This window comes from Micromonospora sp. NPDC000121 (genome assembly GCF_042899165.1).
Taxonomy (GTDB): domain Bacteria; phylum Actinomycetota; class Actinomycetes; order Mycobacteriales; family Micromonosporaceae; genus Micromonospora.
In genome coordinates this window covers 1,047,292-1,074,263 of the sequence record NZ_JBIAZP010000001.1, presented here as the reverse complement: position 1 = coordinate 1,074,263, position 26,972 = coordinate 1,047,292, and the positions used below count along the sequence as shown (strand labels likewise).

Here is a 26,972-nt window from a genome sequence, read left to right as displayed (position 1 = left end):
CACGAACACCCGCTGGCATCAGCTCAACGGGCGGACCGCGTCGGCCTCTGGCAGCATTGCCTCGCATGTGCGGACTTGCGGGAGAGTTCCGCCGTGACGGCTCGCGCGCCGACGTGTCGGCGGTGGAGCGCATGGCGGCCACGATGAGTGACCGGGGGCCCGACGACAGCGGCGTCTGGGCCCAGGGCCCGACAGCCCTCGGGCACCGACGACTGAAGATCATCGACCTCTCCGCCGCGAGCGGGCAGCCGCTGGTCGACCCGGGCGCGGGGCTGGCCGGGGTCTTCAACGGGTGCATCTACAACTACCGCGAGCTGCGCGAGGAACTCCAGGCCAAGGGCCACCGCTTCTTCTCCTCCGGCGACAGCGAGGTCGTGCTCAAGGCGTACGCGGAGTGGGGGCTCGACTTCGTCGACCACCTGGTCGGCATGTTCGCCGTGGCGATCAGCGAGCGGGACACCGGCCGGCTGGTGCTGGCCCGGGACCGGCTCGGCATCAAGCCGCTCTACGTGGCCGAGACGCCGGGCGTGGTGCGCTTCGCCAGCACCCTGCCCGCGCTGCTGGCCGGCGGCGGGATCGACACGACCATCGACCCGGTCGCCCTGGCGCACTACCTGAGCTTCCACAGCATCGTGCCGCCGCCGCGCACGATCCTGCGCGGCGTCGCCAAGCTGCCCCCGGCGACCGTACGGGTCTACGAGGCCGACGGCCGCACCTCCGAGCGGGTCTACTGGGACCCGGCCTTCACCCGCGCCGCCGAGCGCGCCGGCTGGTCCGAGAAGGACTGGCAGGACGCCCTGCTCGAGTCGCTGACCACCGCCGTGCGCCGGCGGATGGTGGCCGACGTGCCGGTCGGCGTGCTGCTCTCCGGTGGCCTGGACTCCAGCCTGGTGGTCGCCCTGCTCGCCGGCGAGGGCCAGCGCGGGCTCTCCACCTTCTCCATCGGGTTCGACTCCGTCGGCGGCCGGGAGGGCGACGAGTTCCGCTACTCCGACCTCGTCGCGACGGCGTTCGACACCGACCACCACCAGATCCGGGTGGCCGCCGCCGACCTGGTGCCGCCGCTGGAGGCGGCCGTCGCCGCGATGTCCGAGCCGATGGTCAGCCACGACTGCGTGGCGTTCTACCTGCTCAGCGAGGTCGTCGCGCAGCACGTCAAGGTGGTCCAGTCCGGCCAGGGCGCGGACGAGATCCTCGGCGGCTACCACTGGTATCCGCCGCTCGCCCGCGTCGGCCGCGACCAGGCGCTCGACACGTACGCCCGGGCCTTCCTCGACCGGGACGCGGCAGGGCTGGCCCGCGTGCTGAACCCGGCCTGGCTGGCCGACGGCGACCCGGCCCGGGAGTTCGTGGCCGCGCACCTCGGCCGGCCCGGCGCGGAGACCGCGGTCGACGCCGGGCTGCGGATCGACACCCAGGTCATGCTGACCGACGACCCGGTCAAGCGGGTGGACAACATGACGATGGCGCACGGGTTGGAGGCCCGGGTGCCGTTCCTCGACCACGAGTTCGTCGAGCTGGCCGCGAGCTGCCCGCCGGAGCTCAAGCTGGCGCAGGGCGGCAAGGGGGTGCTCAAGGAGATCGGCCGCCGGGTGCTGCCGCACGAGGTGATCGACCGGCCGAAGGGCTACTTCCCGGTCCCGGGCCTCACCCACCTGGAGGGCAAGCTCCTCGACCGGGTACGCGACGCGCTCTCCGCGCCCGAGGCCCGCCGCCGCGACCTGTTCCGCGCCGACTACGTCGACGCGCTGCTCGCAGACCCGAACGCCGAACTGACCCCGTTGAACGGAAACAAGCTGTGGCAACTCGGACTCCTGGAAATGTGGCTCCAGAGCCACGGAATCGACTGACCGTGACCGACACCCTGGCGACCGGCACGGCCCGGTCCGACCGGTTCCGTGGCGGCCGGCGACGGGAGCGGGTCGGGCCCGGCGGCGACCCGGTGGCCCCCGGCACGGCGGAGACCCCCGCCCGCGAGGGCGACACCGACGTGGTGCTGGACTGCGGCTGGGGCCGGCTCGTCTTCGGGCAGACCTTCGCCGACCAGGCCGCCGTCGCCGCCGTGCTGCGCTCCGAGGCGGCCGGCTCCCGGGACATCTGCATCTACCTGCGCGACCCGCACGTGCTGGTGTCCCGGCTGCCCGACGAGCTGTTCATCGACCCGTCGCTGACCTACCGGCTGCCGCTCGGCGGCGACCGGCCGGCCGACGAGGACGTGCCGGGGCTGACGATCCGCCCGCTGGCCGACGCCGCCGACGCGGACTCGGTGAACCGGATCTACGCCCGCAACGGCATGGTCACCGCCCCGGTCGACGTGCTCGTGGCCAACGCCCGCACCGACCGCTTCCTGCACCTGGTCGCCGAGGACGCCACCGGCGAGGTCGTCGGCACCATCACCGGCGTGGACCACGTCGCGGTCTTCGACGACCCGGACAACGGGGCCAGCCTGTGGTGCCTCACCGTCGACTTCAACACCGCGCCGCCCGGCACCGGCCAGGCGCTGATCACCGCGCTGGCCGCCCGGCTGGTCGCGCGCGGGCGGGCGTACGTGGACCTCTCCGTGCTCGCGGAGAACGCCGGGGCGATCCGGCTCTACGAGCGGCTCGGCTTCTACCGGACGTCGACGCTCTGCGTGAAGCGGAAGAACCCGATCAACGAGCGGCTCTTCCTGCCCGCCACGCCGGAGGGGTACGACCAGCTCAACCCGTACGCGAGGATCGTCGCCGACGAGGCGATGCGCCGCGGCATCCGGGTGGAGGTGACCGACCCGGCCTGGGGCGAGCTGCGGCTGACCAGCGGCGGGCGCACCGTCCTGACCCGCGAGTCGCTGTCGGAGCTGACCTCGGCGGTGGCGATGAGCCGCTGCGACGACAAGCGGGTGACCCGCCGGATCCTCGCCGAGGCAGGCCTGTCGGTGCCGCGTGGGCGCACCGCCACGGGCGACGACGGCGACGCCGCCTTCCTCGCCGAGGCCGGCCGGGTGGTGGTCAAGCCGGCGCGGGGCGAGCAGGGCAACGGCATCACGGTGGGCGTACGCACCCCCGAGGCGCTGGCCGCGGCCGTCGAGTTGGCCGCCCGGTTCTGCCCGGACGTGCTGATCGAGGAGATGCGCGCCGGCGAGGACCTGCGGGTGGTCGTCATCGACCACGAGGTGGTGGCCGCCGCGGTCCGTCGGCCCGCCTCGATCACCGGCGACGGGGTGCACGACATCGCCGAGCTGATCGAGCGGCAGAGCCGCCGCCGGGCCGCCGCCACGGGCGGCGAGTCCACGATCCCGCTCGACGACATGACCCGGGACGTGCTCGCCGAGGCCGGCCACGAGCTGCACGACGTACTGCCCGAGGGGCAGGTGCTGGCCGTACGCAGGACCGCCAACCTGCACACCGGCGGCACCATCCACGACGTCACCGCCGAGCTGCACCCGGCGATCGCCGAGGCGTGCGTGACGGCCAGCCGCGCGCTGGACATCCCGGTCACCGGACTGGACCTGCTGGTCGGGGCGCCGGACGGGCCCGAGCACGTCTTCATCGAGGCCAACGAGCGGCCCGGCCTGGCCAACCACGAGCCGCAGCCGACCGCCGAGCGCTTCGTCGACCTGCTCTTCCCGGGCACCCGCGCGCCGCAGCGGCTCTGGTCCCCGGTCGGCCCGGGAGGCGCCGCGTGAGCCCGAGGCCCCTGGAGATCGACCTGGACTACCTGCGGCAGGTCCTGGTGGAGCTGCTGGAGATCCCGAGCCCGTCGGGGCGTACGGACCACGTGCAGCAGTACGTGGGCGAGCGGCTCTCCGCGCTCGGCATCGGCTCCACGCTGACCCGCCGCGGCGCGCTGAGCGCCTTCCTGCCCGGCCCCCGCTCCACCGGCGCCGACCGGGCGATCGTGGTGCACACCGACACCATCGGCGGCATGGTCAAGCGGCTGAAGGAGAACGGCCGGCTGGAGCTGAAGCCCATCGGCACGCACAGCGCCCGGTTCGCCGAGGGCGCGCACGTGCGGATCTTCACCGACGACCTGGACCGCGTGATCACCGGGCAGGTGCTCCCGCTGAAGGCCAGCGGCCACCGCTACAACGAGGCCGTCGACTCCCAGGGCATCGGCTGGGAGCAGGTCGAGGTGCGGGTCGACGAGCCGGTCGACGACATCGCCGGTCTCCGCGCGCTCGGCATCGACGCCGGGGACTTCGTCGCGTTCCTGCCGAACCCGACGGTCACCCCCTCCGGGTACGTCAAGTCCCGGCACCTGGACGACAAGGCGGGCGTGGCGGCGGTGCTGACCGCGTTCAAGGCGATGGTCGACGCCGGCGTACGCCCCGCGGTCACCGCGCACCTGCTCGTCACCGTGACGGAGGAGATCGGGCACGGCGCCAGCCACGGGCTGGACCCGGACGTCGCCGAGATCGTCTCCGTGGACGCGGCGGTGGTCGCCCCCGGCCAGCAGTCCCGGGAGGATGCGGCCACCCTGGCGATGGGCGACGGCGTCGGGCCGTTCGACTACCACCTGACCCGCAACCTGGCCTCCATCGCCGCCGAGCACGGGGTGGGCCTGGTCCGGGACGTCTTCGACTACTACCGCTCGGACGTGGCGGCGGCGGTGGAGGCCGGGGCGCACGCCCGGGTGGCGCTGCTCGGCTTCGGCGTGGACGCCACCCACGGGCACGAGCGCACCCACCTCGACGGGCTGCGCCAGCTCACCCAGTTGCTCTGCCTCTACCTCCAGAGCGACCTCGTCTTCCCCGAGTGGGACGCCGAGCCGGAGGGCGACCTGGCCGACTTCCCGTCGCTGGCCGTCCAGCCGGCGAGCGAGGAGGGCCCCCGCGAGGGACCCATCGGCATCGCGGAGACCTCCTGAACGTATTCCCCGGGGGCCTGTGATCGAAATCCGTTGCCGCCGGCCCGGCCGCTGGATAGCGTGGCCGTACACGGGAAAGGAGGTGGTCCAGACTTGTATAGCAATCGGACTCGTGAGGTGGCTGTCCGCTAGCCGCTGTCCTCGACAGTAAACTCGTCCGCCGCGAGGCGGGCACAGGCACCATCGTCGAGACCGTGTGGCAGCGGTGCGGCGAATCCACGACAGCCACCCGACCCCCGGGGTGCCGGCCCAGTCCAGCCGGCCCGCGCGCGAGCGCGGAAGCCCCGGGGGTCGACCCGTTTCCGGGCCGGGTGGTCGACACAGCCGGAGGTCACCGTGTCGATGCGCGAGCTGGTGGTGCTCGGGACGGCCAGCCAGGCCCCCACCCGGCAGCGCAACCACAACGGGTACGTGCTGCGCTGGGACGACGAGGTGATCCTCTTCGACCCCGGCGAGGGCAGCCAGCGGCAGCTCCTGCACAGCACGGTCACCGCCACCGACCTGACCCGGATCTGCGTCACCCACTTCCACGGCGACCACTGCCTCGGCCTGCCCGGCACCATCCAGCGGCTCTCGCTGGACCGCGTGCCGCACCCGGTGGCGGTGCACTTCCCGGCCGGCGGCGCGGAGTACTTCGCCCGGCTGCGGCACGCCAGTTCCTTCTACGAGACCGCCGAGCTGCGCGTCGAGCCGATCGAGGCCGACGGGCAGCGGATCACCCTGGGCGTCGGCACGCTGGAGGCCCGCCGGCTGCGGCACCCGATCGAGACGTACGGCTACCGGCTCGTCGAGCCGGACGGCTGCCGGATGCTGCCGGAGAGGCTGGCCGCGTACGGCATCGCCGGGCCGGCCGTCGGGGAGCTGATCCGGGTCGGCCACCTCGACCTCGACGGGCGTCGCGTCACCCGGGAGGAGGTGAGCGTGCCCCGGCCCGGGCAGCGGTTCGCGTTCGTGATGGACACCGGGCTCTGCGACGGGGTGTACGCCCTCGCCGAGCACGCCGACCTGCTGGTCATCGAGTCGACCTTCCTCGACTCGGAGGCCGCGCTCGCCGCCGAGGTCGGCCACCTCACGGCGGGCCAGGCCGCGCGGGTGGCGGCCGAGTCGGGCGTACGCCGGCTGGTGCTCACCCACTTCTCCCAGCGGTACGCGGACACGACCCGCTTCGCCGACGAGGCCCGCGCCCACTTCGACGGTGACCTGGTGATCGCCGAGGACCTGACCACCGTGCAGGTCCCGCCCCGGCGGGTAGCCTCGGCCGGGTGACGGTCACCCTCCGCCCCGCCACCGAGGCCGACCTGATGCCGGTCGGCGCCCTGCACCAGCGCTCCCGGGCGGCGGCGTACGCGTCGTTCGTCCCGCCCGAGGCGCTGGCCGAGCCGGGGCCGGAGGCGATGGGGCGGTACTGGGCCGAGCGGTGGGGCTGGGAGCGCGACGACCACTGGATGACCGTCGCCGACCGCGACGGCCGGTTGGTCGGCTTCAGCTACCTCGGCCCCGACGACGAGGGCGACCCGGCGACGGGCCTGCTCAACGCCATCCATCTCGACCCGGCCGAGCGCGGCCGGGGCACCGGGCGGGCCCTGATGGTCGACGCGCTGGACGCCATGCGCTCGCGCGGCTGGTCCCGGGCGGCGCTGTGGGTGCTCGCGGGCAACGCGGACGCGCGCCGCTTCTACGAGCGCGGTGGCTGGACCCCGACCGGCACCGCCCGGGACGAGCACCTCGGCCCGGTGGTCGTGCCCCAGCTCCGCTACGCCCGCGCCCTGTAACGAGCGGCCGGAGTGTAAGGAAGGGCCCCGAGGGACCCTTCCTTACATCGTCAGCGGGCGCCGAGGTGGGCGAGCAGGTCCTGCCGGGTGAGGACGCCCTTGGGCTTGCCGTCGACCAGCACCAGGGCGGCGTCGGACTTCTCCAGCAGGGCGACCGCCTCGCTCACCGGCTGACCGCCGCCGACCATCGGCAGCGGCTCGGCCATGTGTCGCTCGATCGTGTCGTGCAGGTGCGCCTGACCGGTGAACAGCGCGTCGAGCAGGTCCTTCTCGGCGATCGAGCCGGCCACCTCGCCGGTCACCACCGGGGGCTCGGCCTTGAGCACCGGCAACTGCGAGACGCCGTACTCGCGCATGTAGTCGATCGCGTCACGGACCGTCTCGGTCGGGTGCACGTGCACCAGCTCGGGCAGGCCGCCCGGCTTGTTCGCCAGCGCGTCGGCGACGGTCGGCTCGGTGCCGGAGTTGTCCAGGAAGCCGTACCGGGCCATCCAGGTGTCGTTGAAGATCTTCGACAGGTAGCCCTTGCCGCTGTCGGGCAGCAGCACCACGACCACGTCGTCCGGACCGGCCTTGCGGGCCACCTCGAGGGCGGCCACCACGGCCATGCCGCAGGAGCCGCCGACCAGCAGCCCCTCCTCGCGGGCCAGCCGCCGGGTCATCTCGAACGACGCCTTGTCGGAGACCTCGATGATCTCGTCGGCGAGGCCCCGGTCGTACGTCTCCGGCCAGAAGTCCTCGCCGACGCCCTCGACGAGATACGGCCGGCCGGTGCCGCCCGAGTAGACCGAGCCCTCCGGGTCGGCGCCGATGACCTTGACCCGGCCCTCCGACGCCTCCTTCAGGTAGCGGCCGATGCCGGAGATGGTGCCGCCGGTGCCGACGCCCGCCACGAAGTGGGTGAGCCCGCCCCCGGTCTGCTCCCACAGCTCCGGGCCGGTGGTCTCGTAGTGCGAGCGCGGGTTGGCCGGGTTGCTGTACTGGTTGGGCTTCCAGGCGCCGGGGATCTCCCGGGCCAGCCGGTCGGAGACGTTGTAGTAGGAGCGCGGGTCCTCCGGCGCCACGGCGGTCGGGCAGACCACCACCTCCGCGCCGTACGCCCGCAGCACGTCCTGCTTGTCCTGGCTGACCTTGTCGGGGCAGACGAAGACGCACTTGTAGCCCTTGAGCTGGGCCACCAGCGCCAGGCCGACGCCCGTGTTGCCGCTGGTCGGCTCGACGATCGTGCCGCCCGGCTGGAGGATGCCCGCCTTCTCCGCGTCCTCCACCATCCGCAGCGCGATCCGGTCCTTCACCGATCCGCCCGGGTTGAGGTACTCCACCTTCGCCAGCACGGTGGCCTGGATGCCGGCCGTGACGTTGCGCAGCCGTACCAGCGGGGTGTTGCCGATCAGCTCGACGACGTTGTCGTAGTACCGCACCTGGTTGTGCCCTTCTCCTCCGGCGCCGCCGGCGGCGGCCGGGCAGACGTGTTCTGACGCCCCAGGGTACGTCGGCTCAGGACACCACGTGCCCGGGGATCACGGAGTCGCGGCGCGCCTCCCACTCCAGGAACCGCTCGGTCTCCGCGAGCACGCTGCCGGCCAGCCAGGTCACCATGACCGCGTCGTCGGCCAGCCCGAAGATCGCCAGCGGGATCTCCGGCAGCAGGTCGATCGGCGAGACGATGTACGCCGTCGCGGCGGTCATCAGGGCCAGCCGCAGGCCGCCGTCGTACTCCCCCCGGGCGGTCGCCCGGATCATCCGGGGCAGCGCCGCCAGCCGCGCCCCGAGCGACGGCCCGCCCCGGGACCCCGCCGCGAGCGCCCTCGCCAGCGCGCTGAACGCGGCACTTCGCTTCAATGTCTTCCCCATGTTCGGCCCCTCTCCGCGTGCCAGGGTGACGTGCCGGCGCAACCGTCACCCGGTCACCGGAACAGGTACCCAGGACGGTCGCCTTCCAGCCACGTGCGAGCCGACACGACGACGGCGGCGTGTCGTATCGGCGCGATAATGTCGCTGTATGGGGGTCGTTGGTTCCGCCGTCCCGGTTGGTTCGCGCTGGCAGCGCGCTCGGCAGATCGCGCGCCTGGCGGCGATCGGCACGGGCGCCACGGCGGCCGCCGCGGTGGCGACCGGCGGTGTGCTCCTCGGGCAGGCCCGGCAGGCCCGCCGCACGATCCCGATGGCCGAGGCACCGCCGCCCCGCTGCGACGGGGTCTACGGCGCCAAGCTGCCCGGCCCGCCGGTCACCATGGTCGTGCTGGGCGACTCGTCGGCCGCCGGCTACGGCGTGCACCGCCGCCGGGAGACGCCGGGTGCCCTGCTCGCCACCGGCCTGTCCCGCCGCCTGCAGCGGCCCGTCCGGCTGCACCGGTTCGCGGTGGTCGGCGCCATCTCGGCCGTGCTGAGGCACCAGGTGGAGGCGGCGCTGGAGTGCCGGCCCGACGTCGCGGTGATCCTGATCGGCGGCAACGACGTGACCAACCGCACGCCGCCCGGCCTGGCGGTGCGCTACCTGGTCGAGGCGGTCCGCACGCTGCGCGCCGCCGGCTGCGAGGTGGTCGTCGGCACGTGCCCCGACCTGGGTGCGATCCGCCCGATCCAGCCGCCGCTGCGCTGGCTGGCCCGGCGCTGGAGCCGGCAGCTCGCCGCCGCCCAGACGGTGGCCGTGGTCGAGGCCGGCGGCTGGACGGTCTCCCTCGGTGACCTGCTCGGCCCCCGGTTCACCGCCGAGCCGACCCGGATGTTCGCCTGGGACCGGTTCCACCCCTCGGCGGAGGGCTACGCCATGGCCGCCGCCGCGCTGCTGCCGACCGTGCTGTCCGCACTCGGCGCCGGGCAGGAGCGGCGCATGGCCCCGGCCCGGGGCGAGGGCGTACGCTCGCTCCCCGCGGCCGCCCAGGAGGCCGCTCGGCACGCGGGCACCGAGGTCAGCGGCACCCAGGTGCGGGGGCGCGACAGCGGTCCCGCCGGTCGGTGGGCGCAGCTGCGCCGACGGGCCTACTTCGGTGTCGGCGCGGTGCCGCAACCCGGCCCCGCCGTCGACTCGCCCACTCTGGAGGGACTGGCATGAGCGAGCGCTTCATCCCCTCGGGGCTCGCCGGCCGACTGGGTCGAGCCGCGACGTTCTCCCTGATCGCGGGCACGGTCGGCGGCGCCGCCGTCCTCGCCGGCCAGGCCTTCGTCGCCCGGCACCGCCAGTACGCGCAGCCGGAACTCGGGCTGGCGCTGCGCGCCACGGTCGGGCGGGCCGGTGCCCCACCGCTGCGGCTGGTGCTGCTCGGCGACTCGTCGGCCCTCGGCGTCGGGGTCGAACGCCTCGACGACACGATCGGCGGCCAGCTGGCCAACCTGCTCGCCGAGGGCCCGAACGGGCGGCAGGTGCACCTGTCCAGCGTCGGCGTCTCCGGCTCCCGCTCGACCGACCTCGCCACCCAGGTGGCCCGGGCGCTGCTCGGCGAGCGCCCCGACGTGGCGGTGATCCTGATCGGCGCCAACGACGCCACCACCCTGCGTCGGCCGGCCGAGGCCGCCGCCTACCTCGCGGCGGCCGTGCACCGGCTCCGCGAGGCCCGGGTGGAGGTGGTCGTCGGCACCTGCCCCGATCTCGGCGCCGTACGCGCGATCGCGCCGCCGCTGCGGCACCTGGTCGGCTGGTCCGGGCGGCGGGTCGCCCGCGCGCAGACGGTGGCGGTGCTCGACGCGGGGGGCACGGTGGTCGACCTGGCCACCGAGACGGGCCCGGTCTTCCGCGCCGACGCGGGCACGCTGTGCCACGACGGCTACCATCCCTCCGCCGACGGCTACCGGGTCTGGGCGCACGCCCTGCTGCCCGCCGTCGCGGCGGCCGCCGCGGTCGCGTCCCGCCACTGACCCACCGGCCATCGCGGTCGCATCCCGCCGCTGGCCCGCTCGTCGCCGGTCGCGTCCCGCCGCTGACCATCTGATGCTGCCCGCGCCCCGCGCCGGACGTGACATTTCCCGGCCGGCCGCCAGCTTCCGCGTGAAGTTACCGACGGGTTAACGTTGGCCCCATGCCGACTGAGTCGTCCCGCGACGCCGTCATCGTCGCCACCGCCCGCTCCCCCATCGGCCGGGCGCACAAGGGGTCCCTGCGCGACGTCCGCCCGGACGACCTCGCCGCGACCATCGTGCGGGCCGCCCTGGACAAGGTCCCCCAGCTCGACCCGACCGAGATCGACGACCTCTACCTGGGCTGCGGTCTGCCCGGCGGCGAGCAGGGCTTCAACATGGCCCGGGTGGTCGCCACCCTGATGGGCCTGGACACCCTGCCCGGCGCGACCCTCACCCGCTACTGCGCGTCCTCGCTGCAGACCACCCGGATGGCGATGCATGCGATCCGGGCCGGCGAGGGTGACGTCTTCATCTCCGCCGGTGTGGAGACCGTCTCCCGGTACGCCCGCGGCAACTCCGACGGCCTCCCGCCGGAGGCCCAGGCGCTGGTCGGCGGTGGCTGGGAGAACCCGCGCTTCGCCGCGGCGGCCGAGCGGTCGAAGGCCCGCGCCCAGGGTGGCGCCCCCGTCTGGACCGACCCGCGCGAGGCCGGCGAGCTGCCGGACATCTACCTGGCCATGGGGCAGACCGCCGAGAACCTGGCCCAGGTCCACGACGTGACCCGCGCCGACATGGACGAGTTCGGCGTACGCAGCCAGAACCTCGCCGAGAAGGCCATCGCCGACGGCTTCTGGGCCCGGGAGATCACCCCGGTCACCACGCCGGACGGCACGGTGGTCAGCACCGACGACGGCCCCCGGCCCGGGGTCACCCTGGAGGCGGTCTCCGGCCTGAAGCCGGTGTTCCGCCCGGACGGCCGGATCACCGCCGGCAACTGCTGCCCGCTCAACGACGGCGCGGCCGCCGTGGTGGTCATGAGCGCCCAGAAGGCGAAGGACCTCGGGATCACCCCGCTGGCCCGGATCGTCTCCACCGGCGTGACCGCACTGTCGCCGGAGATCATGGGCCTCGGCCCGGTCGAGGCCACCCGGCAGGCGCTCAGGCGGGCCGGCATGACCATCGGCGACGTCGACCTGGTGGAGATCAACGAGGCGTTCGCCGCCCAGGTGATTCCCTCGTACCGCCAGCTCGACATCCCGCTGGAGAAGCTGAACGTCATGGGCGGCGCGATCGCCGTCGGGCACCCGTTCGGCATGACCGGCGCCCGGATCACCGGCACCCTGCTCAACGCCCTCGACTGGCACGACAAGACCATCGGCCTGGAGACCATGTGCGTCGGCGGCGGCCAGGGCATGGCCATGGTCGTCGAGCGGCTGAGCTGACCCGGAGCCCGGCGGAGAGCAGGGCGGCCGGCCGGCACGCTCTCCTGCCTGGGCGGGACCGGCGGAAACCGGACCTAGAGCGCGTCGCGGGTCGCCGTCACCTCGGCGGCGGCCCGCGCCAACGCCCCGGGCGGCGGGGCCGCGGCGACCAGGTCGGCGGCCACCACCCGGAGCTGGTCGGGCAGCGCGAGGTCGTTGTCGAGCCGGGGCACCACCCGCCGCGGCTCGCCCGCGACGTCGGCGGCCAGGTTGGCGACCTCCTGCACCAGCCGGTGCACCAGGTCGGCCCGCGACACGTTGCCGCCGGCGGCCGTGGCCGCCCAGCGCGGCTGCTGCCAGTGCCCGACCTGACGGACCAGCAGCTCCACCGCCCGCTTCAGCTCCCCCGCGCTCATCGCCGCCGAGTCTACGGAACGCCTGGTCGGCGCGGAAACGACGGCGCCCGTCCCCGCGGGTGCGGGGACGGGCGCCGGTCGGTAGCGGGTGACGGTCAGTCGTCGCCCTGGAAGTAGCTCAGCAGGCGCAGGATCTCGATGTAGAGCCAGACCAGGCTCACCAGGATGCCGAAGGCGGCGACCCAGGAGTAGCGCTGCGGCAGGCCCATCCGGACGCCGTCCTCGACCTCCTTGAAGCTGAGCACGAAGCTCAGCGAGGCGACCACGATGCAGACCAGGCTGAAGCCGATCGCCAGCGGGCTGCCGTCGCGCAGGCCGGTGTTGATGTCGAACAGCGCGAGCACGAGGTTGATCAGCATGACGGCGAAGAGACCCGCCATCACGGCGATCATGCCCTTGACGAACTTCGGGGTCGCCCGGATGACCTTCGCCTTGTAGAGCATCGCCATCACGAAGAAGACGCCGAAGGTGGCGGTCACCGCCTGGAGCACGATGCCGTCGTAGAGCGAGTCGAAGAACTTGCTCACCATGCCGACGAAGACGCCCTCGACGACGGCGTACGCGACCACCAGCGCCGGGTTCGCCATCCGGGAGAACGAGATGATCAGACCGAGCACCAGGCCGACCACCGCCGCGCCGATCCAGGCGGCACCGAGCAGGGCGTCCGGCACCAGCACCCAGGCGGCCGCGGCGGAGGCGCCGAGGATGGCGAGGAGCGTGACGGTCTTGACCACCACGTCGTCGATCGACATGGTGTTGACGGCCGGCGGAGCCGCCGGGTAGCCGGCCTCCGTCGGGTACTGCTGGGGGTAGCCGGGCTGTCCGTAGGGCCCGGTCGGGGCGTACCCGGCGGAGCGCTCCCGCTCGGCCGCCTGGCCGAGCCGGGCGAGCACCGGGTTCGAAGTCTTCACTGTCAGGCCTCCCTCAGGGGGTCGTTGCACGTGAACGTGCACCCTCAAGAGTAAACGCCCAGGGCAGTCGCGTGGTGATCGCCAAGCTGAGCGGATCCTGAGAGTGGTGGGGTGCCCGGGGCGGGGGTCGAACCCGCACGCCTTGCGGCAGCCGCTTTTAAGGCGGCCGTGTCTGCCGTTCCACCACCCGGGCGGGTGACGCCGGGCGCGTCGACGCGCCTGGTGCAGTGTCACGGTAGCGGGTCGGCGGCGACCCGGCGTACCCCGATGCCCGGGCCGCACTAGGGTCGAGGCCGTGAGCAGCGCAGCCCCTACGGCCCCCGACGCCGCCCCTGACCAGGCCGTCCTCGCCGCCGACCGGCTGCCGCGCCGGCTCTCGCCGGCCCGCCTGCTGACCACGGTTTCCCGGCACCGGACGGGCGTCACGGTCGGGCTCCTCTTCGTCGCGCTGGCCGGCTGGCTCACCCACGGGCTCTGGCCCGACCCGGCGACCCGGGTCCTCGCGCTGAACCCGGCGGACCAGGCCCTCTACGAGTGGTTCCTCGCGGTCGACGCGCGGGCGCTGCTCGGCGACTTCGGCCTGCTCACCGACCGGCTCAACGCGCCGGAGGGGGTGAACCTGATGACCAACACGACGGTCATCGCGCTGGGGATCCTCCTGGCCCCCGTCACCCTGCTGCTCGGGGCGCCGGTCACCTTCGCGCTGCTGGCGCTGGCGAACCTGGCCGGCACCGCCGTCGCCTGGTATCTGCTCTTCACCCGGACGCTGGGCGCGCACCGCGTCGCCGCCGCGCTGGGCGCCGCCCTCTGTGGCTTCGGCCCGGGCATGGTCTCGCAGACCAACAGCCACCTGCACATGACCGCGCAGTGGCTGGTGCCGGTGATCGTCTGGCTGGTGGTCCGGCTGCTGCACGCCGCCGACCCCGCCGGCCCGGCCACCGCCGGCACCGCCGGCCGGGCCACCACCGATCCCGCCGGCCCGGCCACCGCCGGCACCGCGGCCCGCGCCGGCGACGGTGATGGCGGCGGCGCGCGGCGGCAGGCCCTCGCCGGCGGGCCGGACCGCCGACGGTTGGTCAGCTCCGCCGTCGGCCTGGCGGCGGCGGTCACGGCGCAGGTCTTCATCGGCGAGGAGGTGCTCTTCCTCTGCGCGCTGACGCTGCTGGTGATGGCGGTCACGTACGCCGTGACGGACCGCGGCCTGGCCCGCCGCGCCCTGCCCGGCTTCGCCGGCGGGATGACGCTCGCCGCCGGGCTGGCCCTGCTCGTCCTGGCCTGGCCGCTGTGGTTCCAGTTCGCCGGCCCGCAGGGAGTCGCGGACGGCATGTTCAGCCCGCACTACTTCTCGGCGGACCTGCGCAGCTGGTGGACGGTGTCGCCGCTGTCGGTGGTCGGCAGCGACGAGGCCGCCCGGCTGACCACCGGCCCGGCCGAGTACAACACCTTCCTCGGGTGGCCGCTGCTGCTGGTGACCGCCGCCTGCGCGGTCTGGCTGGGCCGCCGTCCGCTGGTCGTCGCGTGCGTGGTCGGGACGCTGGTGATGGGGGCGCTGTCCCTCGGCCCCCGGGTGGTGCTCAACGGCGAGCGCACCGCCGTGCCGGGGCCGTACACGCTGCTCTCCGGGCTGCCCGTGGTGGACGGCGCGCTGCCGATGCGGTTCGCCCTCGCGGCGCTCCCGCTGATCGCCACGCTGCTGGTGCTCGCGGCCGACCGGGCGCTGCGCGGCACGGGCCGGGCCAGGAGGCTGGTCCCGGCGGCGGTCGGCGTGGCGCTGCTGCCGCTGCTGCCCGCCCCGCTGCCCACCGCCGGGCGCCCGCCGGTGCCGGAGTTCGTCACCGCCGGCCACTGGCGGCAGTGCGTCGAGCCGGGCGGCGTGCTGGTGCCGGTGCCGCTCGCCACGCCCCAGGATCCGTGGCCGATGCGCTGGGCCACCGCCGCCGACGCCGCGTTCGGCATGCCGGAGGGCTTCTTCATCGGCCCCTACGGCCGGGACGGCACGGCGGCGATGGGCACCTACAAGCTGCCCACGTCCGCCCTGTTGACCGAGGTCGCCAGACGCGGCGGGCGGCCGGTGATCGGGGACGAGCAGCGGCGGCAGGCCGCGAAGGACGCCGACTTCTGGGGCGCCTCCTGCGTCGCGCTGGCCGTCGACACCCCGCACGCCGACAGCCTGCGCGGCACGCTGGAGCAGCTCTACGGGCCGTCGACCCGGATCGCCGACGCCTGGATCTGGCGGGTCTGACCTACCCGGGGCGCGGACGAACCGCCCCGCAACGGCAGAAGGCCCCTCCGCTCGCGCGGAGGGGCCTTCTGCGTGGCTCGGTCAGGCCCGGGCGGCGCCGACCGGCTGGGACGCCTCGAGGAACTCCTCGCGCGGGTCGTGCAGCTGGGCCAGGGCGACCACCTCACGCTTGAGGAAGAACGCCAGGGACCAGTCGACCACGACCCGGACCTTCCGGTTGAACGACGGGATCCGGCTCATGTGGTACGTCCGGTGCATGAACCAGGCCGGCCAGCCGGTCATCTTGATCCCGTACACCTGGGCGACGCCCTTGTGCAGGCCGAGGCTGGCCACGCTGCCGGCGTGCTTGTGCTTGTACTCCACCGGCTCCCGGCCGCGCACGACGTTGGCGATGTTGTCGGCCATCCGGGCCGCCTGGCGGACCGCGTGCTGGGCGCTCGGCGAGCAGTAGTTGCCGGGCTCCTTGGTGAGGTCCGGTACGGCCGCGCAGTCACCGGCGCTCCAGGCGCCCTCGATCACCCGGTCGCCGTCGACCACCTGCAGCGTCGGCAGGCAGGTGACCCGGCGCCGCTCGTCGCGCGGGAAGTCGGTCGCGTCCAGCATCGGCGACGGCTTGACGCCGGCCGTCCAGACGATGGTGTCGGAGCGGAAGCTGTCGCCGTCGGAGAGCTTCACCACCCCGTCGACGCAGGACTCCAGGCGGGTGTCCAGCCGGATGTCCATGTTCCGCTTCAGCAGCTGCTGGACCGTGTAGGCGCCCATGTCCCGGTCGACCTCCGGCAGCACCCGCTGGGTCGCCTCGACCAGCACCCAGCGCATGTCCTCCGGCTTGAGCTCCGGGTAGTACCGCAGCGCGTCCCGGGCCATGTCCTCCATCTCGGCGAGCGCCTCGATGCCGGCGTAGCCGCCGCCGACGAAGGTGAAGGTCAGCGCGGACCGGCGGACGTCCGGGTCAGGCGTGGCAGCGGCCACGTCGAGCCGGTCCAGCACGTGGTTGCGCAGGTAGATGGCCTCACCGATGGTCTTGAAGCCGATGCCGTGCTCGTGCAGGCCGGGGATCGGCAGCGTCCGCGAGACCGAGCCGGGGGCGACGACGACGTGGTCGTACGGGATCTCCCGGGTCGGGCCGCTGATCGGCTGGACGACGGCGGTCTTGCGGTCGTGGTCGATCCGCGTCACCGCGCCCGCCACCACCTTGCACCGCCGCAACTCGCGTCGCAGCGGCACCACGGAGTGCCGGGGCGAGATGTTGCCGGCCGCCGCCTCGGGCAGGAAGGGCTGGTAGGTCATGTGGGGCTGAGGGTCCACCACGACGACCTCAGCCTCACGGGAGCTGAGCTTCTTCGACAGGCGCAGGGCCGCGTAGAGACCGACGTGCCCGGCACCCACCACAAGGATCCGCTTCGGATTCACGTCATCTATCTTTCCCCGCGCGGCCTGGCTAATCCCGATCGCGTCCCTCTTCTGTGACGGAGCACAACCCCTGTGACCTGCGCAACTGCTGTTACCGGCAGGTTAACTGCGGCGCAACAGCCACCCCAGCAACGCGGTCAACACCACCGCCGCCAGCAGTCCGGCCGCGGTCGCGAGCTGGGATCCGGCGGCGTCGCCGAGACCGCTGATCTCCACGAGGAGCACGCCGAGCACGAAGGCACCCAGCAGCACCGCGGCGGCCCGCGCCAGCCAGCGCACGATCACGTCCGGGTCGACCACCGCGTCGTACGGCAGGACGGCGGCCAGCGCGCAGAGGGTGTGCGTGAGGTAGAGCGCGGCCGCCACGGCGAGCAGCCGCCAGAGCGCGATCGGCCGGTCGTACCCGTCGGTGGCGACCAGCCAGCCGCCGACCGTGACCAGCGCGGCGAAGGTCGGCCAGACCCGACGCGGCCCGACCGCCGGCAGCAGCGCCACCACGAGCAGGGCGAGCAGCGGCCGGCCCAGGAGCATCTCCGACGGGTACGCCACCACCAGCCCGACCAGCGTGGTCAGGAAGATGCCGGCGCGGACCAGCAGCGGCGTCAGGCTGACCCGGGCGGCCGCGTACCGCACCGCCCGGACCCGTTCGACGACCGGATTCATCGCGCCCCCACCCTCGGGGCGGTGGCCAGCCGCGCCACGTCCCGCAGCACCTGGTCCAGGCTGCCCGCGCCGGCCCAGCGCACCACCGGCACGCCGTGCTCCCGCAACTGCCCGATCATGGTGTCCCGGTCCAGCCGCCACAGCCGGTACGCCACCTCGGCCCAGCCCCGGTCCTTCGGCGGGGCGAGGTCGGCCGGCAGGGTGTCCACCGCGACGACGAACCGCCCCGAGCGCGCCAGCCGGGCCAGCATCTGCGCCGACCGCTCGTCCAGCAGCGGGGTGAGGACCACCACCAGCGCGTCCGCGGAGAGCACCTGCGGCCCGAAGACCTGGTCGTACGGCTCGTGCGGGGAGGACTCGGCACGCACGTCGAGCAGCCACTCGAGGACGGTCAGGTACTGCCGGCGGCCGGTGGCCGGGCGCAGCCGACGGGCGGCCGGGCCGTACTCCAGCATCGACACCCGGTCGCCGCGGTGCAGGTAGTGCTCGGCGATCGCGGCGGCGGCCCGGACCGTGGTGTCCAGCACGGAGGCGGCGCCGGACACGCCGCCGGAGCGGCCCGCCTCGGCGAGCACGTCGAGCAGCACCACCACCTCGGCGTCCCGGTCGGAGAGGGTGGCCGCGACGTGCAACTGCCGGGCGCGCAGCGACACCCGCCAGTCGATCCGGCGCAGCCGGTCGCCCGGGGCGAAGACCCGCACGCCCGCCAACTCCCCGCCCTCGCCGGGCCGGCGCGAGTGGTGCGCCCCGACGAGGCCGGCGGCCCGGGGCATCGCCTCGACCGCGTCGAACGGCTCGGTCTTCGGGTAGACCCGGACCCGGGCGGGCTCGGTGACCACCGCACGGGAGACCAGCAGGCCCTGCGCGGCGGCGACCCGGGCGCCGGCCGGCCCGACCGGGTGCCGGCCCCAGCGCAGCGCCGTCCCGGCCAGCTCCAGGTCGACGGCCGCGTCGGTCGGGACAGCGGTCACGAAGGGCCGGTCGGCGACGGACGGGACGACGGCCGAGGGGGTGCCGGAGGCGGCCACCGCCCCGGCGATCGTCGCCCGCTCCACGCGCAGCCACGGCGAGACCCGGCTGCGGACCACCGCCACGTCGTAGTCGAGCACGTCCGGGTTGCCGACGCTGACCGTGCCCGTCAGGTCGCCGCCCTCCACGAGGTGCGATTCGTCGGCGGAGATCCAGACCTGCGGCAGGGCGGCCGGGCGGCGGCGCAGCGAATACGCGGTGCCGATCGCGAACGGGGCAGCCAGCACGATCAGGTCGACCCGGCCGAGCAGCACCCCCGCGATCAGCAGCAGGCCGGTGAGCAGCACCGCCCGGCCGAGCGCCCGGGTGGGCAGCCAGCCGGTCGCGGGCTGCGGCTCCTGCTCCGGCGCCTCGGTGCGGGGCGGCACGGCGGGCGCGACCATCAGTGCCCGGGCCGGCCGGCGGCGTAGCTGGGCAGCGCCCCGCTGGCCGGCGCCGGGGTCCCCTCCAGCACCTCGCCGACCACGAAGGACGGGTCGACGCGGCGCAGCCACATCTCCGGACGCAGCGTGATCCGGTGCGCCAGCGCGGGCACCGCGACCTCCTTGACGTCCTCCGGCACCACGTAGTCGCGGCCGGCCATCACGGCCCGCACCCGGGCCAGCAGCAGCAGCGCCAGCGAGCCACGGGGCGAGGCGCCGACCAGCACCGACGGGTGCTCCCGAGTCGCGGCGGTCAGCGCGACGATGTAGCGGCCGATGGAGTCCTCGACCACCACGTCCTCCAGCGCGGCCTGCATGGCGCGCAGGGTGGCCGCGTCGACCACGGGCTTGATGTCCGCCTCCTCGCGGCGGCGGGCCATCCGCCGGCGCAGCACCTCCCACTCCTCCTCGTGCTCGGGGTAGCCGAAGGAGACCCGGAGGAGGAACCGGTCGAGCTGCGCCTCGGGCAGCGGGTACGTGCCCTCGTACTCGATGGGGTTGGCCGTGGCCAGCACGTGGAACGGCTCGTCCAGCCGGTAGGTGACGCCCTCGACCGAGACCTGCTTCTCCTGCATCGCCTCCAGCAGGGCCGACTGGGTCTTCGGCGGGGTCCGGTTGATCTCGTCGGCGAGGAGCAGGTTGGTGAAGACCGGGCCGGCCCGGAACGCGAAGTCGCCGCTGCGCTGGTCGTAGAGGAACGAGCCGGTGACGTCGGCCGGCAGCAGGTCGGGGGTGAACTGGAGCCGGCGGAAGTCCAGCCCGAGCGCCTGCGCGAAGGAGCGCGCCGTCAGCGTCTTGCCCAGGCCCGGCAGGTCCTCCAGCAGCACGTGCCCGCCGGCCAGGATCCCGGCGAGGACCAGCTCCAGCGCGTCCCGCTTGCCGACCACGACCTGACCGACCGCCTCCAGCACCGACCGGGCGAGGTGGCCGACCTCCGCGGCGGGCATGCTGCGGTCCACGTCGTTCATATCTTCTCCAGTTCGGCGACGATCGCCGCGAGGTCGCGCGGCGACGGGGGGCGGCGGGAGGGCGTGTCGAGGAAGGCCCAGAGCCGGTCGCCCAGCAGGGCACGGGCGCGGGCCGGGTCCGACTCGCGGGTCAGGCCGTGCCGCTGGCGCAGCCGCTCGTCGGCCAGCTCGCCGAGCCGAGGCAGGACCCGCTGGGCGAACCGCTCCCGGCTGCTCCCGCACCAGTCGAGCGGGCGTTCCCAGCCGTTGATCGCGGTGCGCAGCGCGTCGCGGGCGCCCCAGTTCCACGTGCCGTCGTCGTCGCCGGTCGGGACCCGGGCACCGGTCGGCGGCGGGGGCGGGGGTGCGAGGGCGCCGACGACCCGGCGCACCACGAACAGCGCGACCACCCCGGCGACCAGGACCAGCAGGGAGACCTGGAGCCCCACCACGCGCAGGCCGGCGACCAGCACGACCACGACCGCGGCGATGCCGGCCAGGGCACGGAAGACGCGGCCGGCCCGCCCGCCCCGGGACCGGCCGGCCCGCGCCGGCCGCTCCTCCTCGAAGCTCAGCAGGTCGTCGATGCTGGTGCTGCTCACCGCGCCACCTCATCACGCCGGACGTGCGCCCGCCACGACCCGGTCACGTCGGCACCCCGGCGTCGCCGGCGACCACGGCGGTCAGCTCGGCGCGCAGCCGGCGCAGCGCCGCGCGGGCCTGGTCGCGGGTGCGCTCGTCGACGGGCCGGGTGGCGTACCGGGCCTCGCGGTAGACGTGCGCGAACTCGGCCAGCACGTCGGCGCTGACGATCGCCGGCACCCCCGCCGACGGGTCGCCCCGAAGCAGGCGGGTGACCAGGTCGGTGGGGGTGTCGCCGGTCAGCCGGGGCACACCGGCGCCGGCCGCGGCCTCCTCCAGACGTACCCAGCAGGCGATGACGGCGGCGCGGGGGTCGGCGTCCGCGTCGTCCAGCTCCACCAGGCCGGCGTCGAGGGCGGCGGCCACCTCACGGGCGGTGCCCTCGGCCGTACGCCGGGTGCGCTGCTGCGGCAGCGCCCGGGTGGTGCGGCGCATCGCGCCCCGGACCAGCGTCCAGGCGAGGTAGCCGAACGCGGCGAGCAGGGCCGACCCCAGCAGCACGAGGGCGACCGTGCCGAGCCACGGCGGGATGCTCGCCTGGGTGGCCTCGCCGGCCTCCCGGGGCTCGACGGGGATCGACGCGGCCGGCTCGGCGGTCGGGTACTCCGGCACGTAGGGGATGTTGTCGGCGGGCGGGATCCGGCTGGCGCCCAGCGACGAGTGGGCGGACGCCAGCGCGGCGACGGCGAGCAGGACGCCGACCGCGGCGACCGGCCACCACCTGCGCAGCACGCTCAGATCCATCCGGGGCTACCTCCGGCCGCCGGGGAGCGCGTCGCGGGCCGACGCGTTCCGTCCGTCATCGCCACCGCCCCCGCGCGCCTCAGTCCACCCCGGCCAACTGCTTCGCCCGGGCGAACACGTCGTCCAGCATCCCTGGTGTCAGCCGTCCCGTGAAGGTGTTCTGCTGGCTGACGTGGTAGCAGCCAAGCAGCTCCGGGGCGGCCGTGCCGGACCAGTGTGCCCCATGACCGAACGCCGGTCGCGGGCTGGGCGGGCGCTGGCCGTACACCTGGCGCAGCACCGGCCACCACGCGGACCAGGCGAAGGCGCCCAGCGCGACCACGACACGCAGGGTGGGCCGGATCAGCGCCACCTCGCGGTGCAGCCACGGCGCGCAGGTGTCCCGCTCGCCCGGGGTGGGCTTGTTGTCCGGCGGCGCGCAGCGCACGGCGGCGAAGATGCGGGTGTCCCGCAGGGACAACCCGTCGTCGGCGGCGACGCTCGTCGGCTGGTTGGCCAGGCCGGCGCGGTGCAGCGCGGCGAAGAGCACGTCGCCGGAGCGGTCGCCGGTGAAGATCCGGCCGGTGCGGTTCCCGCCGTGCGCGGCGGGCGCCAGGCCGAGGATGGCGATGCGCGCGTCGGAGGCGCCGAAGCCGGGCACCGGCCGGCCCCAGTACTCCTGGTCGCGGAAGGCCGCCCGGCGCGTGCGGGCCACCTCCTCCCGCCACTCGACCAGGCGGGGGCAGGCGAAGCAGTCGCTGACGGCGGCGTCGAGGTCGGCCAGGTCGGTCGCCCGCGCGGCGCGGGCGACCACCTCGTCGGGCGTACGCGGCTCAGCCAAGCTTGGCCCGGAAGAGTTCGAGCGTGCGCGCCCAGGCGGTGGCGGCGGCGCGCTGGTCGAAGTTCTCCGGCCGGTCCTCGTTGAAGAAGGCGTGCGCGGTGCCGGGGTAGTCGTAGGTCTGGCACGTGCCGCCGGCGGTCTCGACGGCGCGGCGGACGGTCTGCACGCCGTCGGCGGCGGAGGTGCCGTCCGCTTCGGAGCAGTGGATGAGGGCGGCCTTGCCCGCGTAGTCGGCCCACTCGGAGCGCATCCCGTCCCAGGGCAGCCGGGGGTAGAAGGCGGCGGTGGCGACGATCCGCTCGGTGCGGCTGGCCGCCCACAGGGCCAGGCTCGCGCCGGCGCAGAAGCCCGCGCAGCCCACCTTGCCGGTGACCTCGGGACGCCCGGCGAGGTAGTCCGCCGCGGCGGCGATGTCCGCCGCCGCCTCGTCCATCTGCTGGCTGTTCAGCATCTGGCGCGGCTCGTCGGGCTTGCTGGCCGGGCCGCCGTGGCGGAAGTCCGGGGCGAGGGCGACGAACCCGGCCTCGGCGAACCGCTCCACGACGGAGGTGATGTGGGGCACGAGCCCCCACCAGTCCTGGATGACGATGACCGCGGGGCTGGCCGCACCGCCGGACGGTATCGCGAGATACCCCTCGCGCGTACCCCCGTTGCTGGTGAAGCTCACCATTTCGCCCATCGGCCCGTCCTCCTAGCGGTCAGTCATCGTTGGCTGGTCGCCCAGTGGTCCTACGTGCCGGTAGCCTGCCACGCCGCGCGCAACCCTGGGAAGACGCTGGAACAGTGGCATTCACCTCCCGTTCGCCGGCCGGTAGCCGGAACGCCGACGGCGGCGCGGACGTCGTCCGCGCCGCCGTCGACGGTGCCGTGGTGCTGTGGGGCCGGGTCAGGCCTTCTTGGTCAGGCAGAGCAGGTAGCCCGTCTTGCCCGGCTCGATGCTGTAGAAGACGTAACCGTCCTGGTCTTCCTTGATGTACTGCTCGCACGCCTCGCCGGAGCGGGCCTGCGTCTCGGTCTGGCCGTCGACCCGACCGACCACGTTGTAGACGGCGTCGGTGGAGGTGCACTCGACGACCTTCGCGCCGTCGACCTCCTCCTCCTTGGTGCCGGTCACCTCGGGCAACTCGGCGATGCAGTCGCCGACCTTGGCGTCGGCGGTCTCGTCCTTGTTGAGGAAGTTGCCGATCGCCGAGCCGACGCCGAACTTGAGCCCCGCGATGACCAGGAACGCGACGATCGCGCCCACGATGCCGAGCACCTTCTTGGAGCCGGACTTCTTCGCCTCCGGCCCTGCCGGGGGCGGCGCCGGGACGGCCGACGGGGGCTGCGCGGCGTCCGGCGCGGGGGGCGGTGCGACCTGCTCTGACACGGGTTGTCCTTCCGAGGGGTGGATGAGCAGACGACACCGTAGCGATCAGGTACGACGACCGTTGCCCCGTCGACCTCATCCGTTCAGCTATTTCCCAGCCTTCCGGCGCGCGGTGCGGCTCACGTGCGGCTCGGTGCCGGGGCCGGGGCCTGGGTCGGGGCGCCCGTCGCGGTCGGGACCGCGCTCGGGCCGGCCGTCGGGCTGCCCGTCGGGGCCGGGCCGGACGGGCCGGCCGACGCGGTGGGTGCCGGCAACGGGGGCAGGCCGGGCGCGGGCGAGGTGGCCGCCGTCGGGCGCGGCGCGAACGGCGCCCGCTCGGGGCAGTACGGGTACGAGCGCAGCAGCGGGTTGCCGAACCCGTTCGGGTCGCGCGCGTCCGGGCAGGTCGGACGGCCGAGCCGGATCGGGTCGCCGTTCTGGTCGAAGAGCCGGGCGTTCTGCACCAGTCGACCCTCGTTGTCGTAGACGAAGACGTCCTGGACGTGGTCGTACCGGCCGTCGATCGAGATCTGCTCGTAGTCGACGCCCCCGGAGCCGACGCGGCCGTTCACGTCGGCCAGGCCGACCAGCCCGAAGAGCACCAGCACCGCCGTGCCGGCGTGCAGCAGCCGCCGCTTGGGCCGGGTCAGCCCCGGCGTGTGGTGGCCGAGCCAGATCGAGGCGAGCACGCTGCCGGCGAGCAGCACCAGGCCGGCCAGCTCGCTGCCGTTGACGCTGGGCACTAGGCCGAACCCGCCACCGGTGCTGACCACCGTGACGAACATGACGGCCAGGTAGCCCCGCAGCACCCACCAGGCCGGCCGGAGCAGCCGGAGGAACTCGCTGGCCGAGGCGTACCCCAGGGATGGTCCGAGTTGGACGTCCCAGCGTCGCGCCCGCGCGCGCAGCCGGTCCACGGCGGCGCCGACGCGGCGGTCGAGGCGGCGCCGGCCGGCGACGGCGTCGACCCCGGCGGCGGCGCGCAACTCGGCCGCGTACGCCTCGGGCTCGCCGAGCCGCTCGGCCAGGGTCCCGCCGGCCTCGGCGGCGACCTCGGCGAGGTGCTCGGGCAGGTCCTCGGTCAACTCGTCGCGGTGCGCCGGCGGCAGGTCGGCCAGCGCGGCCCGCACCCGTGCGACGTAGTCCGCGATCTCCTGCTCCGTGACGGTCATGCCGCCATCCCCCGATCGTCGAGCAGTGCGTCCATGGTGGTGGCGAACGAGCGCCAGAGCTTGCCGTAGCGGGTGAGCTGGTCCCGGCCGGCGGCGTTGAGGGAGTAGTACTTGCGGTGCGGGCCGGACTCGCTCGGCACGACGTAGGTGGTCAGCAGGCCGGCGGCGTAGAGCCGGCGCAGCGTGCCGTAGACGGAGGCGTCGCCGACCTCCTCCAGCCCGGCCTCACGCAGCCTGCGCAGGATGTCGTAACCGTAGCCGTCCTCCTCGCGCAGGACGGCGAGAACCGCGAGGTCCAGCACGCCCTTCAGGAGCTGTGTGGTATCCACGCTTCGCACACTACTGCGCATTGCGAAATAGTGTCAAAGGAGCGCGCCGCGCGGCGGGTCAGGCCGCGCGGCGCGCCGCCTCCTCCGCGATCCGCAGCAGATCCCGGAGTACGTGCACCAGCGCGCGAGCCTGCGCCAGGTCGATCGGCCAGCGCTCCGGATCGTCGCCGGCCGACAACTCCAGCAGGACGCCGGCCGGAGCCAGCCGCCCGACGTCCATCTGCCAGAGCGCAGCACGCACCTGGATCACCTCGTCGCCGCGCGGCGCGACCGACCGCAGGCGGGACAGGTGCAGCGCGCTGGTTCCGCAGCCGCTCTCGGGCACGCACCAGGCCGGGTGGACGCGTCGGATCGTCACGTCATCGCTCCTCGCTCGCGTTGTGAGGGTGTTGTGGGCCCTCGGCCGTTCCCATCCTCGTGACCATCCGACTACGGTCGGAAGTCGCGCGAGGGGCACCGGGCAACGGTGGCCCGCGCGGCCCGTCGCGTGAGGCCAGGTGAGCGAGGTGTGATGACCGGATCGCAACTGTCGACGCTGGATCTGCTGGCCGGTGAGCTGCGGCGGCTGCGCACCGAGCGTGGGCTGAGCCAGGAGGAGTTGGCGCGGCGGATCAACTACTCCGGCTCGCTGGTGGGGATGGTGGAGATCGGCCGGCGTACGCCCTCGCTCGACTTCGTCCGGCGCGCGGACGAGGCGCTGGACAGCGGCGGCCTGCTCGGGCGGATCCTGCCGCTGGTCAGCCTGGAGACCGCGCCGGCCTGGTTCCGGCCCTGGGTGGCCGTCGAGCAGGAGGCGGCCACGCTGTGGTGGTTCGAGATCTCGGTGCTGCCCGGTCTCCTCCAGACCGAGGGCTACGCCCGCGCGGTCCTCGCCGGCGGCGGGCTTCACTGCCCGGAGCAGATCGAGCAGCGGGTGACCGCCCGGCTCCAGCGGCAGCAGATCCTCGACCGCGCCCAGCCACCGCAACTGGTCGCGGTCATCGACGAGGGCATCCTGCGTCGGCCGGTGGTCGACCAGTTCGGGGTGATGCGCGAACAGCTTGAGCATCTGATCACGCTGGCGGCGCGTCCGCACGTCCACCTGCATGTCGTTCCGACCGAGGTGGGCGTCTACCCGGGCCTTGCCGGGCCGTTCATCCTGGCCGGGTACGCCGACGGGGGTCGGGTGGCGCACCTCGACAGCCCGCTGCGCGCCCAGGTGCTGGACCGCGCCGAGGAGATTGCCAGCCTGCACCGCAGATGGGAAAGTGTGCGATCGGAGGCGCTGTCCCGGCGGCAGTCGCTGGCCCTGATGCAGGAAGTGGCGAAGACATGGAGCTGACGGGCGCCCGGTGGCGCAAGTCCACGCGCAGCGACAACGGCGGCGCCTCGTGCGTGGAGGTCGCCGACAACCTGCCCGGCGTGGTGCTGGTCCGCGACAGCAAGGACCGCTCCGGCCCCGTGCTCTCCTTCGGCCCGGCCGCTTGGTCCCGCTTCGTCACCGGCGTGGCGGACGGCACGAGCCCGCGGATCTGACGGTCCGACTTCCCGGCCCCGCCGACGCCAGGGTCGATGTCGAAGCCGGTCGAAGCCGAGGCGGTGTTGGATGGAGGAGTTCCGGCGGCACAGCCTGTTCTGCCCGCGAGGGCGCCCGCCCGGCGTGCGGCGCCTGGATGTCGACTTCGACTACGGCGCCTTTCCTGTCTGCGCCTGGGGCACGATTCCCGCGCGCGGTGGTCGCCCAGCCCGTGAGGTCGTGGGGATGGTGCGCCCGGAGGGGCTGGGCCTCTCGGCGGAACTGGCGGCCGGGTTGCAGGCGTGGTCGGATTGGCGGGACCGGCACAGCGAGTACGGCGGCGGTCGGGTGGCCACCGACGAGCAGCACCGAGCGTGGTTCGAGCAGGGCCGGGAGCTGGCCCGACGGCTGTCGGAGGAAACCGGCGCCGAGGTCGTCTACCGGCCGGATCGTGCCGGAGCCGATCCCGACTGCCCGAACTGCGGTGATCGCGACTAGTCACGG

26 protein-coding genes, 1 tRNA gene and 2 pseudogenes are annotated in these 26,972 nt (G+C 74.2%); 12 read left to right on the top strand and 17 right to left on the bottom strand.

Features of this window, described 5'->3' with window-relative positions:
* The first annotated feature begins 65 nt into the window (after positions 1 to 65).
* The 5 genes from ACFY23_RS05235 (at position 66) to ACFY23_RS05215 (ending at position 6,617) form a co-directional block, all read left to right on the top strand.
* Entirely contained in the window at positions 66 to 1,850 is a 1,785-nt protein-coding gene (locus tag ACFY23_RS05235; protein ID WP_350680341.1) for an N-acetylglutaminylglutamine amidotransferase, read from the top strand.
* A gap of 2 nt (positions 1,851 to 1,852) precedes the next feature.
* Positions 1,853 to 3,664, top strand: coding sequence for an N-acetylglutaminylglutamine synthetase (ngg, locus tag ACFY23_RS05230; RefSeq protein WP_350680339.1), 1,812 nt, complete (start codon positions 1,853 to 1,855; stop codon positions 3,662 to 3,664).
* Positions 3,661 to 4,845 (top strand): osmoprotectant NAGGN system M42 family peptidase, encoded by a 1,185-nt coding sequence (locus ACFY23_RS05225; RefSeq protein WP_350680337.1) that lies wholly within the window; start codon positions 3,661 to 3,663, stop codon positions 4,843 to 4,845. Before ngg ends, ACFY23_RS05225 begins: the two co-directional genes overlap by 4 nt.
* A 336-nt stretch (positions 4,846 to 5,181) precedes the next feature.
* The gene (locus tag ACFY23_RS05220) at positions 5,182 to 6,111 is read left to right on the top strand and encodes a ribonuclease Z (protein WP_350680335.1); all 930 of its coding nucleotides are present in this window, start codon (positions 5,182 to 5,184) and stop codon (positions 6,109 to 6,111) included.
* Positions 6,108 to 6,617: a GNAT family N-acetyltransferase gene (locus tag ACFY23_RS05215; RefSeq protein ID WP_350680333.1), complete on the top strand. Its 510-nt coding sequence runs from the start codon at positions 6,108 to 6,110 to the stop codon at positions 6,615 to 6,617. Before ACFY23_RS05220 ends, ACFY23_RS05215 begins: the two co-directional genes overlap by 4 nt.
* A 50-nt stretch (positions 6,618 to 6,667) precedes the next feature.
* Here ACFY23_RS05215 and ACFY23_RS05210 read toward each other — a convergent pair whose 3' ends face one another.
* The gene (locus ACFY23_RS05210; protein ID WP_350680331.1) at positions 6,668 to 8,038 is read right to left on the bottom strand and encodes a cystathionine beta-synthase; all 1,371 of its coding nucleotides are present in this window, start codon (positions 8,036 to 8,038) and stop codon (positions 6,668 to 6,670) included.
* 76 nt (positions 8,039 to 8,114) lie between these two features.
* Entirely contained in the window at positions 8,115 to 8,471 is a 357-nt protein-coding gene (locus ACFY23_RS05205; RefSeq protein ID WP_350680329.1) for a YkvA family protein, read from the bottom strand.
* A 148-nt stretch (positions 8,472 to 8,619) separates the two neighbouring features.
* Here ACFY23_RS05205 and ACFY23_RS05200 point away from each other — a divergent pair.
* From ACFY23_RS05200 to ACFY23_RS05190, 3 genes and pseudogenes are all read left to right on the top strand, one after another.
* Positions 8,620 to 9,680 (top strand): annotated as a pseudogene (locus ACFY23_RS05200) (SGNH/GDSL hydrolase family protein); the annotation flags it as partial.
* Complete coding sequence (locus ACFY23_RS05195) at positions 9,669 to 10,472, top strand: SGNH/GDSL hydrolase family protein (protein ID WP_350680375.1); 804 nt, start codon at positions 9,669 to 9,671, stop codon at positions 10,470 to 10,472. The pseudogene ACFY23_RS05200 and the gene ACFY23_RS05195, both read left to right, overlap by 12 nt.
* 161 nt (positions 10,473 to 10,633) lie before the next feature.
* Positions 10,634 to 11,896 carry an acetyl-CoA C-acetyltransferase gene (locus tag ACFY23_RS05190; protein ID WP_350680327.1) on the top strand — a complete coding sequence of 421 codons (1,263 nt, stop codon included), beginning with the start codon at positions 10,634 to 10,636 and terminating at the stop codon, positions 11,894 to 11,896.
* Between the two features lie 74 nt (positions 11,897 to 11,970).
* Here the strand turns inward: ACFY23_RS05190 and ACFY23_RS05185 are convergent, their stop codons facing one another.
* From ACFY23_RS05185 to ACFY23_RS05175, 3 genes are all read right to left on the bottom strand, one after another.
* Positions 11,971 to 12,291 (bottom strand): hypothetical protein, encoded by a 321-nt coding sequence (locus ACFY23_RS05185; RefSeq protein WP_350680325.1) that lies wholly within the window; start codon positions 12,289 to 12,291, stop codon positions 11,971 to 11,973.
* A gap of 95 nt (positions 12,292 to 12,386) precedes the next feature.
* The gene (locus tag ACFY23_RS05180; RefSeq protein ID WP_350680323.1) at positions 12,387 to 13,202 is read right to left on the bottom strand and encodes a Bax inhibitor-1/YccA family protein; all 816 of its coding nucleotides are present in this window, start codon (positions 13,200 to 13,202) and stop codon (positions 12,387 to 12,389) included.
* A gap of 112 nt (positions 13,203 to 13,314) precedes the next feature.
* A tRNA-Leu gene (locus ACFY23_RS05175) sits at positions 13,315 to 13,395 on the bottom strand.
* Between the two features lie 102 nt (positions 13,396 to 13,497).
* On the opposite strand from ACFY23_RS05175, the gene ACFY23_RS05170 reads away from it, so the two are divergent.
* Positions 13,498 to 15,444, top strand: a complete 1,947-nt coding sequence (locus ACFY23_RS05170) for a hypothetical protein (RefSeq protein WP_350680321.1) — start codon at positions 13,498 to 13,500, stop codon at positions 15,442 to 15,444.
* 81 nt (positions 15,445 to 15,525) lie between these two features.
* Here ACFY23_RS05170 and ACFY23_RS05165 read toward each other — a convergent pair whose 3' ends face one another.
* The 12 genes and pseudogenes from ACFY23_RS05165 to ACFY23_RS05110 form a co-directional block, all read right to left on the bottom strand.
* Positions 15,526 to 16,857, bottom strand: a complete 1,332-nt coding sequence (locus ACFY23_RS05165; protein WP_350680319.1) for an NAD(P)/FAD-dependent oxidoreductase — start codon at positions 16,855 to 16,857, stop codon at positions 15,526 to 15,528.
* A 102-nt stretch (positions 16,858 to 16,959) separates the two neighbouring features.
* Positions 16,960 to 17,520: a hypothetical protein gene (locus ACFY23_RS05160; RefSeq protein WP_350680317.1), complete on the bottom strand. Its 561-nt coding sequence runs from the start codon at positions 17,518 to 17,520 to the stop codon at positions 16,960 to 16,962.
* Positions 17,517 to 18,932: a DUF58 domain-containing protein gene (locus tag ACFY23_RS05155; protein ID WP_350680315.1), complete on the bottom strand. Its 1,416-nt coding sequence runs from the start codon at positions 18,930 to 18,932 to the stop codon at positions 17,517 to 17,519. The genes ACFY23_RS05160 and ACFY23_RS05155 overlap by 4 nt, the downstream gene beginning before the upstream one ends.
* Positions 18,932 to 19,939 (bottom strand): MoxR family ATPase, encoded by a 1,008-nt coding sequence (locus ACFY23_RS05150; RefSeq protein ID WP_350680313.1) that lies wholly within the window; start codon positions 19,937 to 19,939, stop codon positions 18,932 to 18,934. Before ACFY23_RS05150 ends, ACFY23_RS05155 begins: the two co-directional genes overlap by 1 nt.
* Entirely contained in the window at positions 19,936 to 20,520 is a 585-nt protein-coding gene (locus ACFY23_RS05145; RefSeq protein WP_350680311.1) for a hypothetical protein, read from the bottom strand. The genes ACFY23_RS05150 and ACFY23_RS05145 overlap by 4 nt, the downstream gene beginning before the upstream one ends.
* A 43-nt stretch (positions 20,521 to 20,563) precedes the next feature.
* A pseudogene (locus tag ACFY23_RS05140) lies at positions 20,564 to 21,363 on the bottom strand (DUF4129 domain-containing protein).
* A 20-nt stretch (positions 21,364 to 21,383) separates the two neighbouring features.
* On the bottom strand, positions 21,384 to 22,097 hold the full coding sequence (locus ACFY23_RS05135; RefSeq protein ID WP_350680373.1) for a uracil-DNA glycosylase: 714 nt from the start codon (positions 22,095 to 22,097) through the stop codon (positions 21,384 to 21,386).
* Between the two features lie 19 nt (positions 22,098 to 22,116).
* Entirely contained in the window at positions 22,117 to 22,803 is a 687-nt protein-coding gene (locus ACFY23_RS05130) for a dienelactone hydrolase family protein (protein ID WP_350680309.1), read from the bottom strand.
* 207 nt (positions 22,804 to 23,010) lie between these two features.
* Positions 23,011 to 23,493, bottom strand: a complete 483-nt coding sequence (locus tag ACFY23_RS05125; RefSeq protein ID WP_350680307.1) for a hypothetical protein — start codon at positions 23,491 to 23,493, stop codon at positions 23,011 to 23,013.
* Positions 23,494 to 23,612: 119 nt separating this feature from the next.
* Positions 23,613 to 24,644: an HAAS signaling domain-containing protein gene (locus ACFY23_RS05120; protein ID WP_350818860.1), complete on the bottom strand. Its 1,032-nt coding sequence runs from the start codon at positions 24,642 to 24,644 to the stop codon at positions 23,613 to 23,615.
* Positions 24,641 to 24,973 carry a PadR family transcriptional regulator gene (locus ACFY23_RS05115; protein ID WP_350686966.1) on the bottom strand — a complete coding sequence of 111 codons (333 nt, stop codon included), beginning with the start codon at positions 24,971 to 24,973 and terminating at the stop codon, positions 24,641 to 24,643. Before ACFY23_RS05115 ends, ACFY23_RS05120 begins: the two co-directional genes overlap by 4 nt.
* A 58-nt stretch (positions 24,974 to 25,031) precedes the next feature.
* Entirely contained in the window at positions 25,032 to 25,331 is a 300-nt protein-coding gene (locus ACFY23_RS05110; protein WP_350686968.1) for a hypothetical protein, read from the bottom strand.
* A gap of 153 nt (positions 25,332 to 25,484) precedes the next feature.
* Here ACFY23_RS05110 and ACFY23_RS05105 point away from each other — a divergent pair, with 153 nt between their 5' ends.
* From ACFY23_RS05105 to ACFY23_RS05095, 3 genes are all read left to right on the top strand, one after another.
* Positions 25,485 to 26,294, top strand: coding sequence for a helix-turn-helix transcriptional regulator (locus ACFY23_RS05105; RefSeq protein ID WP_350686970.1), 810 nt, complete (start codon positions 25,485 to 25,487; stop codon positions 26,292 to 26,294).
* The gene (locus tag ACFY23_RS05100; protein ID WP_350686972.1) at positions 26,285 to 26,488 is read left to right on the top strand and encodes a DUF397 domain-containing protein; all 204 of its coding nucleotides are present in this window, start codon (positions 26,285 to 26,287) and stop codon (positions 26,486 to 26,488) included. The genes ACFY23_RS05105 and ACFY23_RS05100 overlap by 10 nt, the downstream gene beginning before the upstream one ends.
* A 226-nt stretch (positions 26,489 to 26,714) precedes the next feature.
* On the top strand, positions 26,715 to 26,966 hold the full coding sequence (locus ACFY23_RS05095) for a hypothetical protein (protein ID WP_387051175.1): 252 nt from the start codon (positions 26,715 to 26,717) through the stop codon (positions 26,964 to 26,966).
* The last annotated feature ends 6 nt before the right edge of the window (positions 26,967 to 26,972 follow it).

What these genes read in the sequence shown, in the direction of transcription:
- ACFY23_RS05235 (WP_350680341.1), top strand. Translation starts at nt 66, where the DNA reads ATGTGCGGACTTGCGGGAGAGTTCCGCCGTGACGGCTCGCGCGCCGAC.
- ACFY23_RS05205 (WP_350680329.1), bottom strand. Translation starts at nt 8,471, where the DNA reads ATGGGGAAGACATTGAAGCGAAGTGCCGCGTTCAGCGCGCTGGCGAGG.
- ACFY23_RS05195 (WP_350680375.1), top strand. Translation starts at nt 9,669, where the DNA reads ATGAGCGAGCGCTTCATCCCCTCGGGGCTCGCCGGCCGACTGGGTCGA.
- ACFY23_RS05190 (WP_350680327.1), top strand. Translation starts at nt 10,634, where the DNA reads ATGCCGACTGAGTCGTCCCGCGACGCCGTCATCGTCGCCACCGCCCGC.
- ACFY23_RS05185 (WP_350680325.1), bottom strand. Translation starts at nt 12,291, where the DNA reads ATGAGCGCGGGGGAGCTGAAGCGGGCGGTGGAGCTGCTGGTCCGTCAG.
- ACFY23_RS05160 (WP_350680317.1), bottom strand. Translation starts at nt 17,520, where the DNA reads ATGAATCCGGTCGTCGAACGGGTCCGGGCGGTGCGGTACGCGGCCGCC.
- ACFY23_RS05155 (WP_350680315.1), bottom strand. Translation starts at nt 18,932, where the DNA reads ATGGTCGCGCCCGCCGTGCCGCCCCGCACCGAGGCGCCGGAGCAGGAG.
- ACFY23_RS05150 (WP_350680313.1), bottom strand. Translation starts at nt 19,939, where the DNA reads ATGAACGACGTGGACCGCAGCATGCCCGCCGCGGAGGTCGGCCACCTC.
- ACFY23_RS05130 (WP_350680309.1), bottom strand. Translation starts at nt 22,803, where the DNA reads ATGGGCGAAATGGTGAGCTTCACCAGCAACGGGGGTACGCGCGAGGGG.
- ACFY23_RS05120 (WP_350818860.1), bottom strand. Translation starts at nt 24,644, where the DNA reads ATGACCGTCACGGAGCAGGAGATCGCGGACTACGTCGCACGGGTGCGG.
- ACFY23_RS05105 (WP_350686970.1), top strand. Translation starts at nt 25,485, where the DNA reads ATGACCGGATCGCAACTGTCGACGCTGGATCTGCTGGCCGGTGAGCTG.
- ACFY23_RS05100 (WP_350686972.1), top strand. Translation starts at nt 26,285, where the DNA reads ATGGAGCTGACGGGCGCCCGGTGGCGCAAGTCCACGCGCAGCGACAAC.
- ACFY23_RS05095 (WP_387051175.1), top strand. Translation starts at nt 26,715, where the DNA reads ATGGTGCGCCCGGAGGGGCTGGGCCTCTCGGCGGAACTGGCGGCCGGG.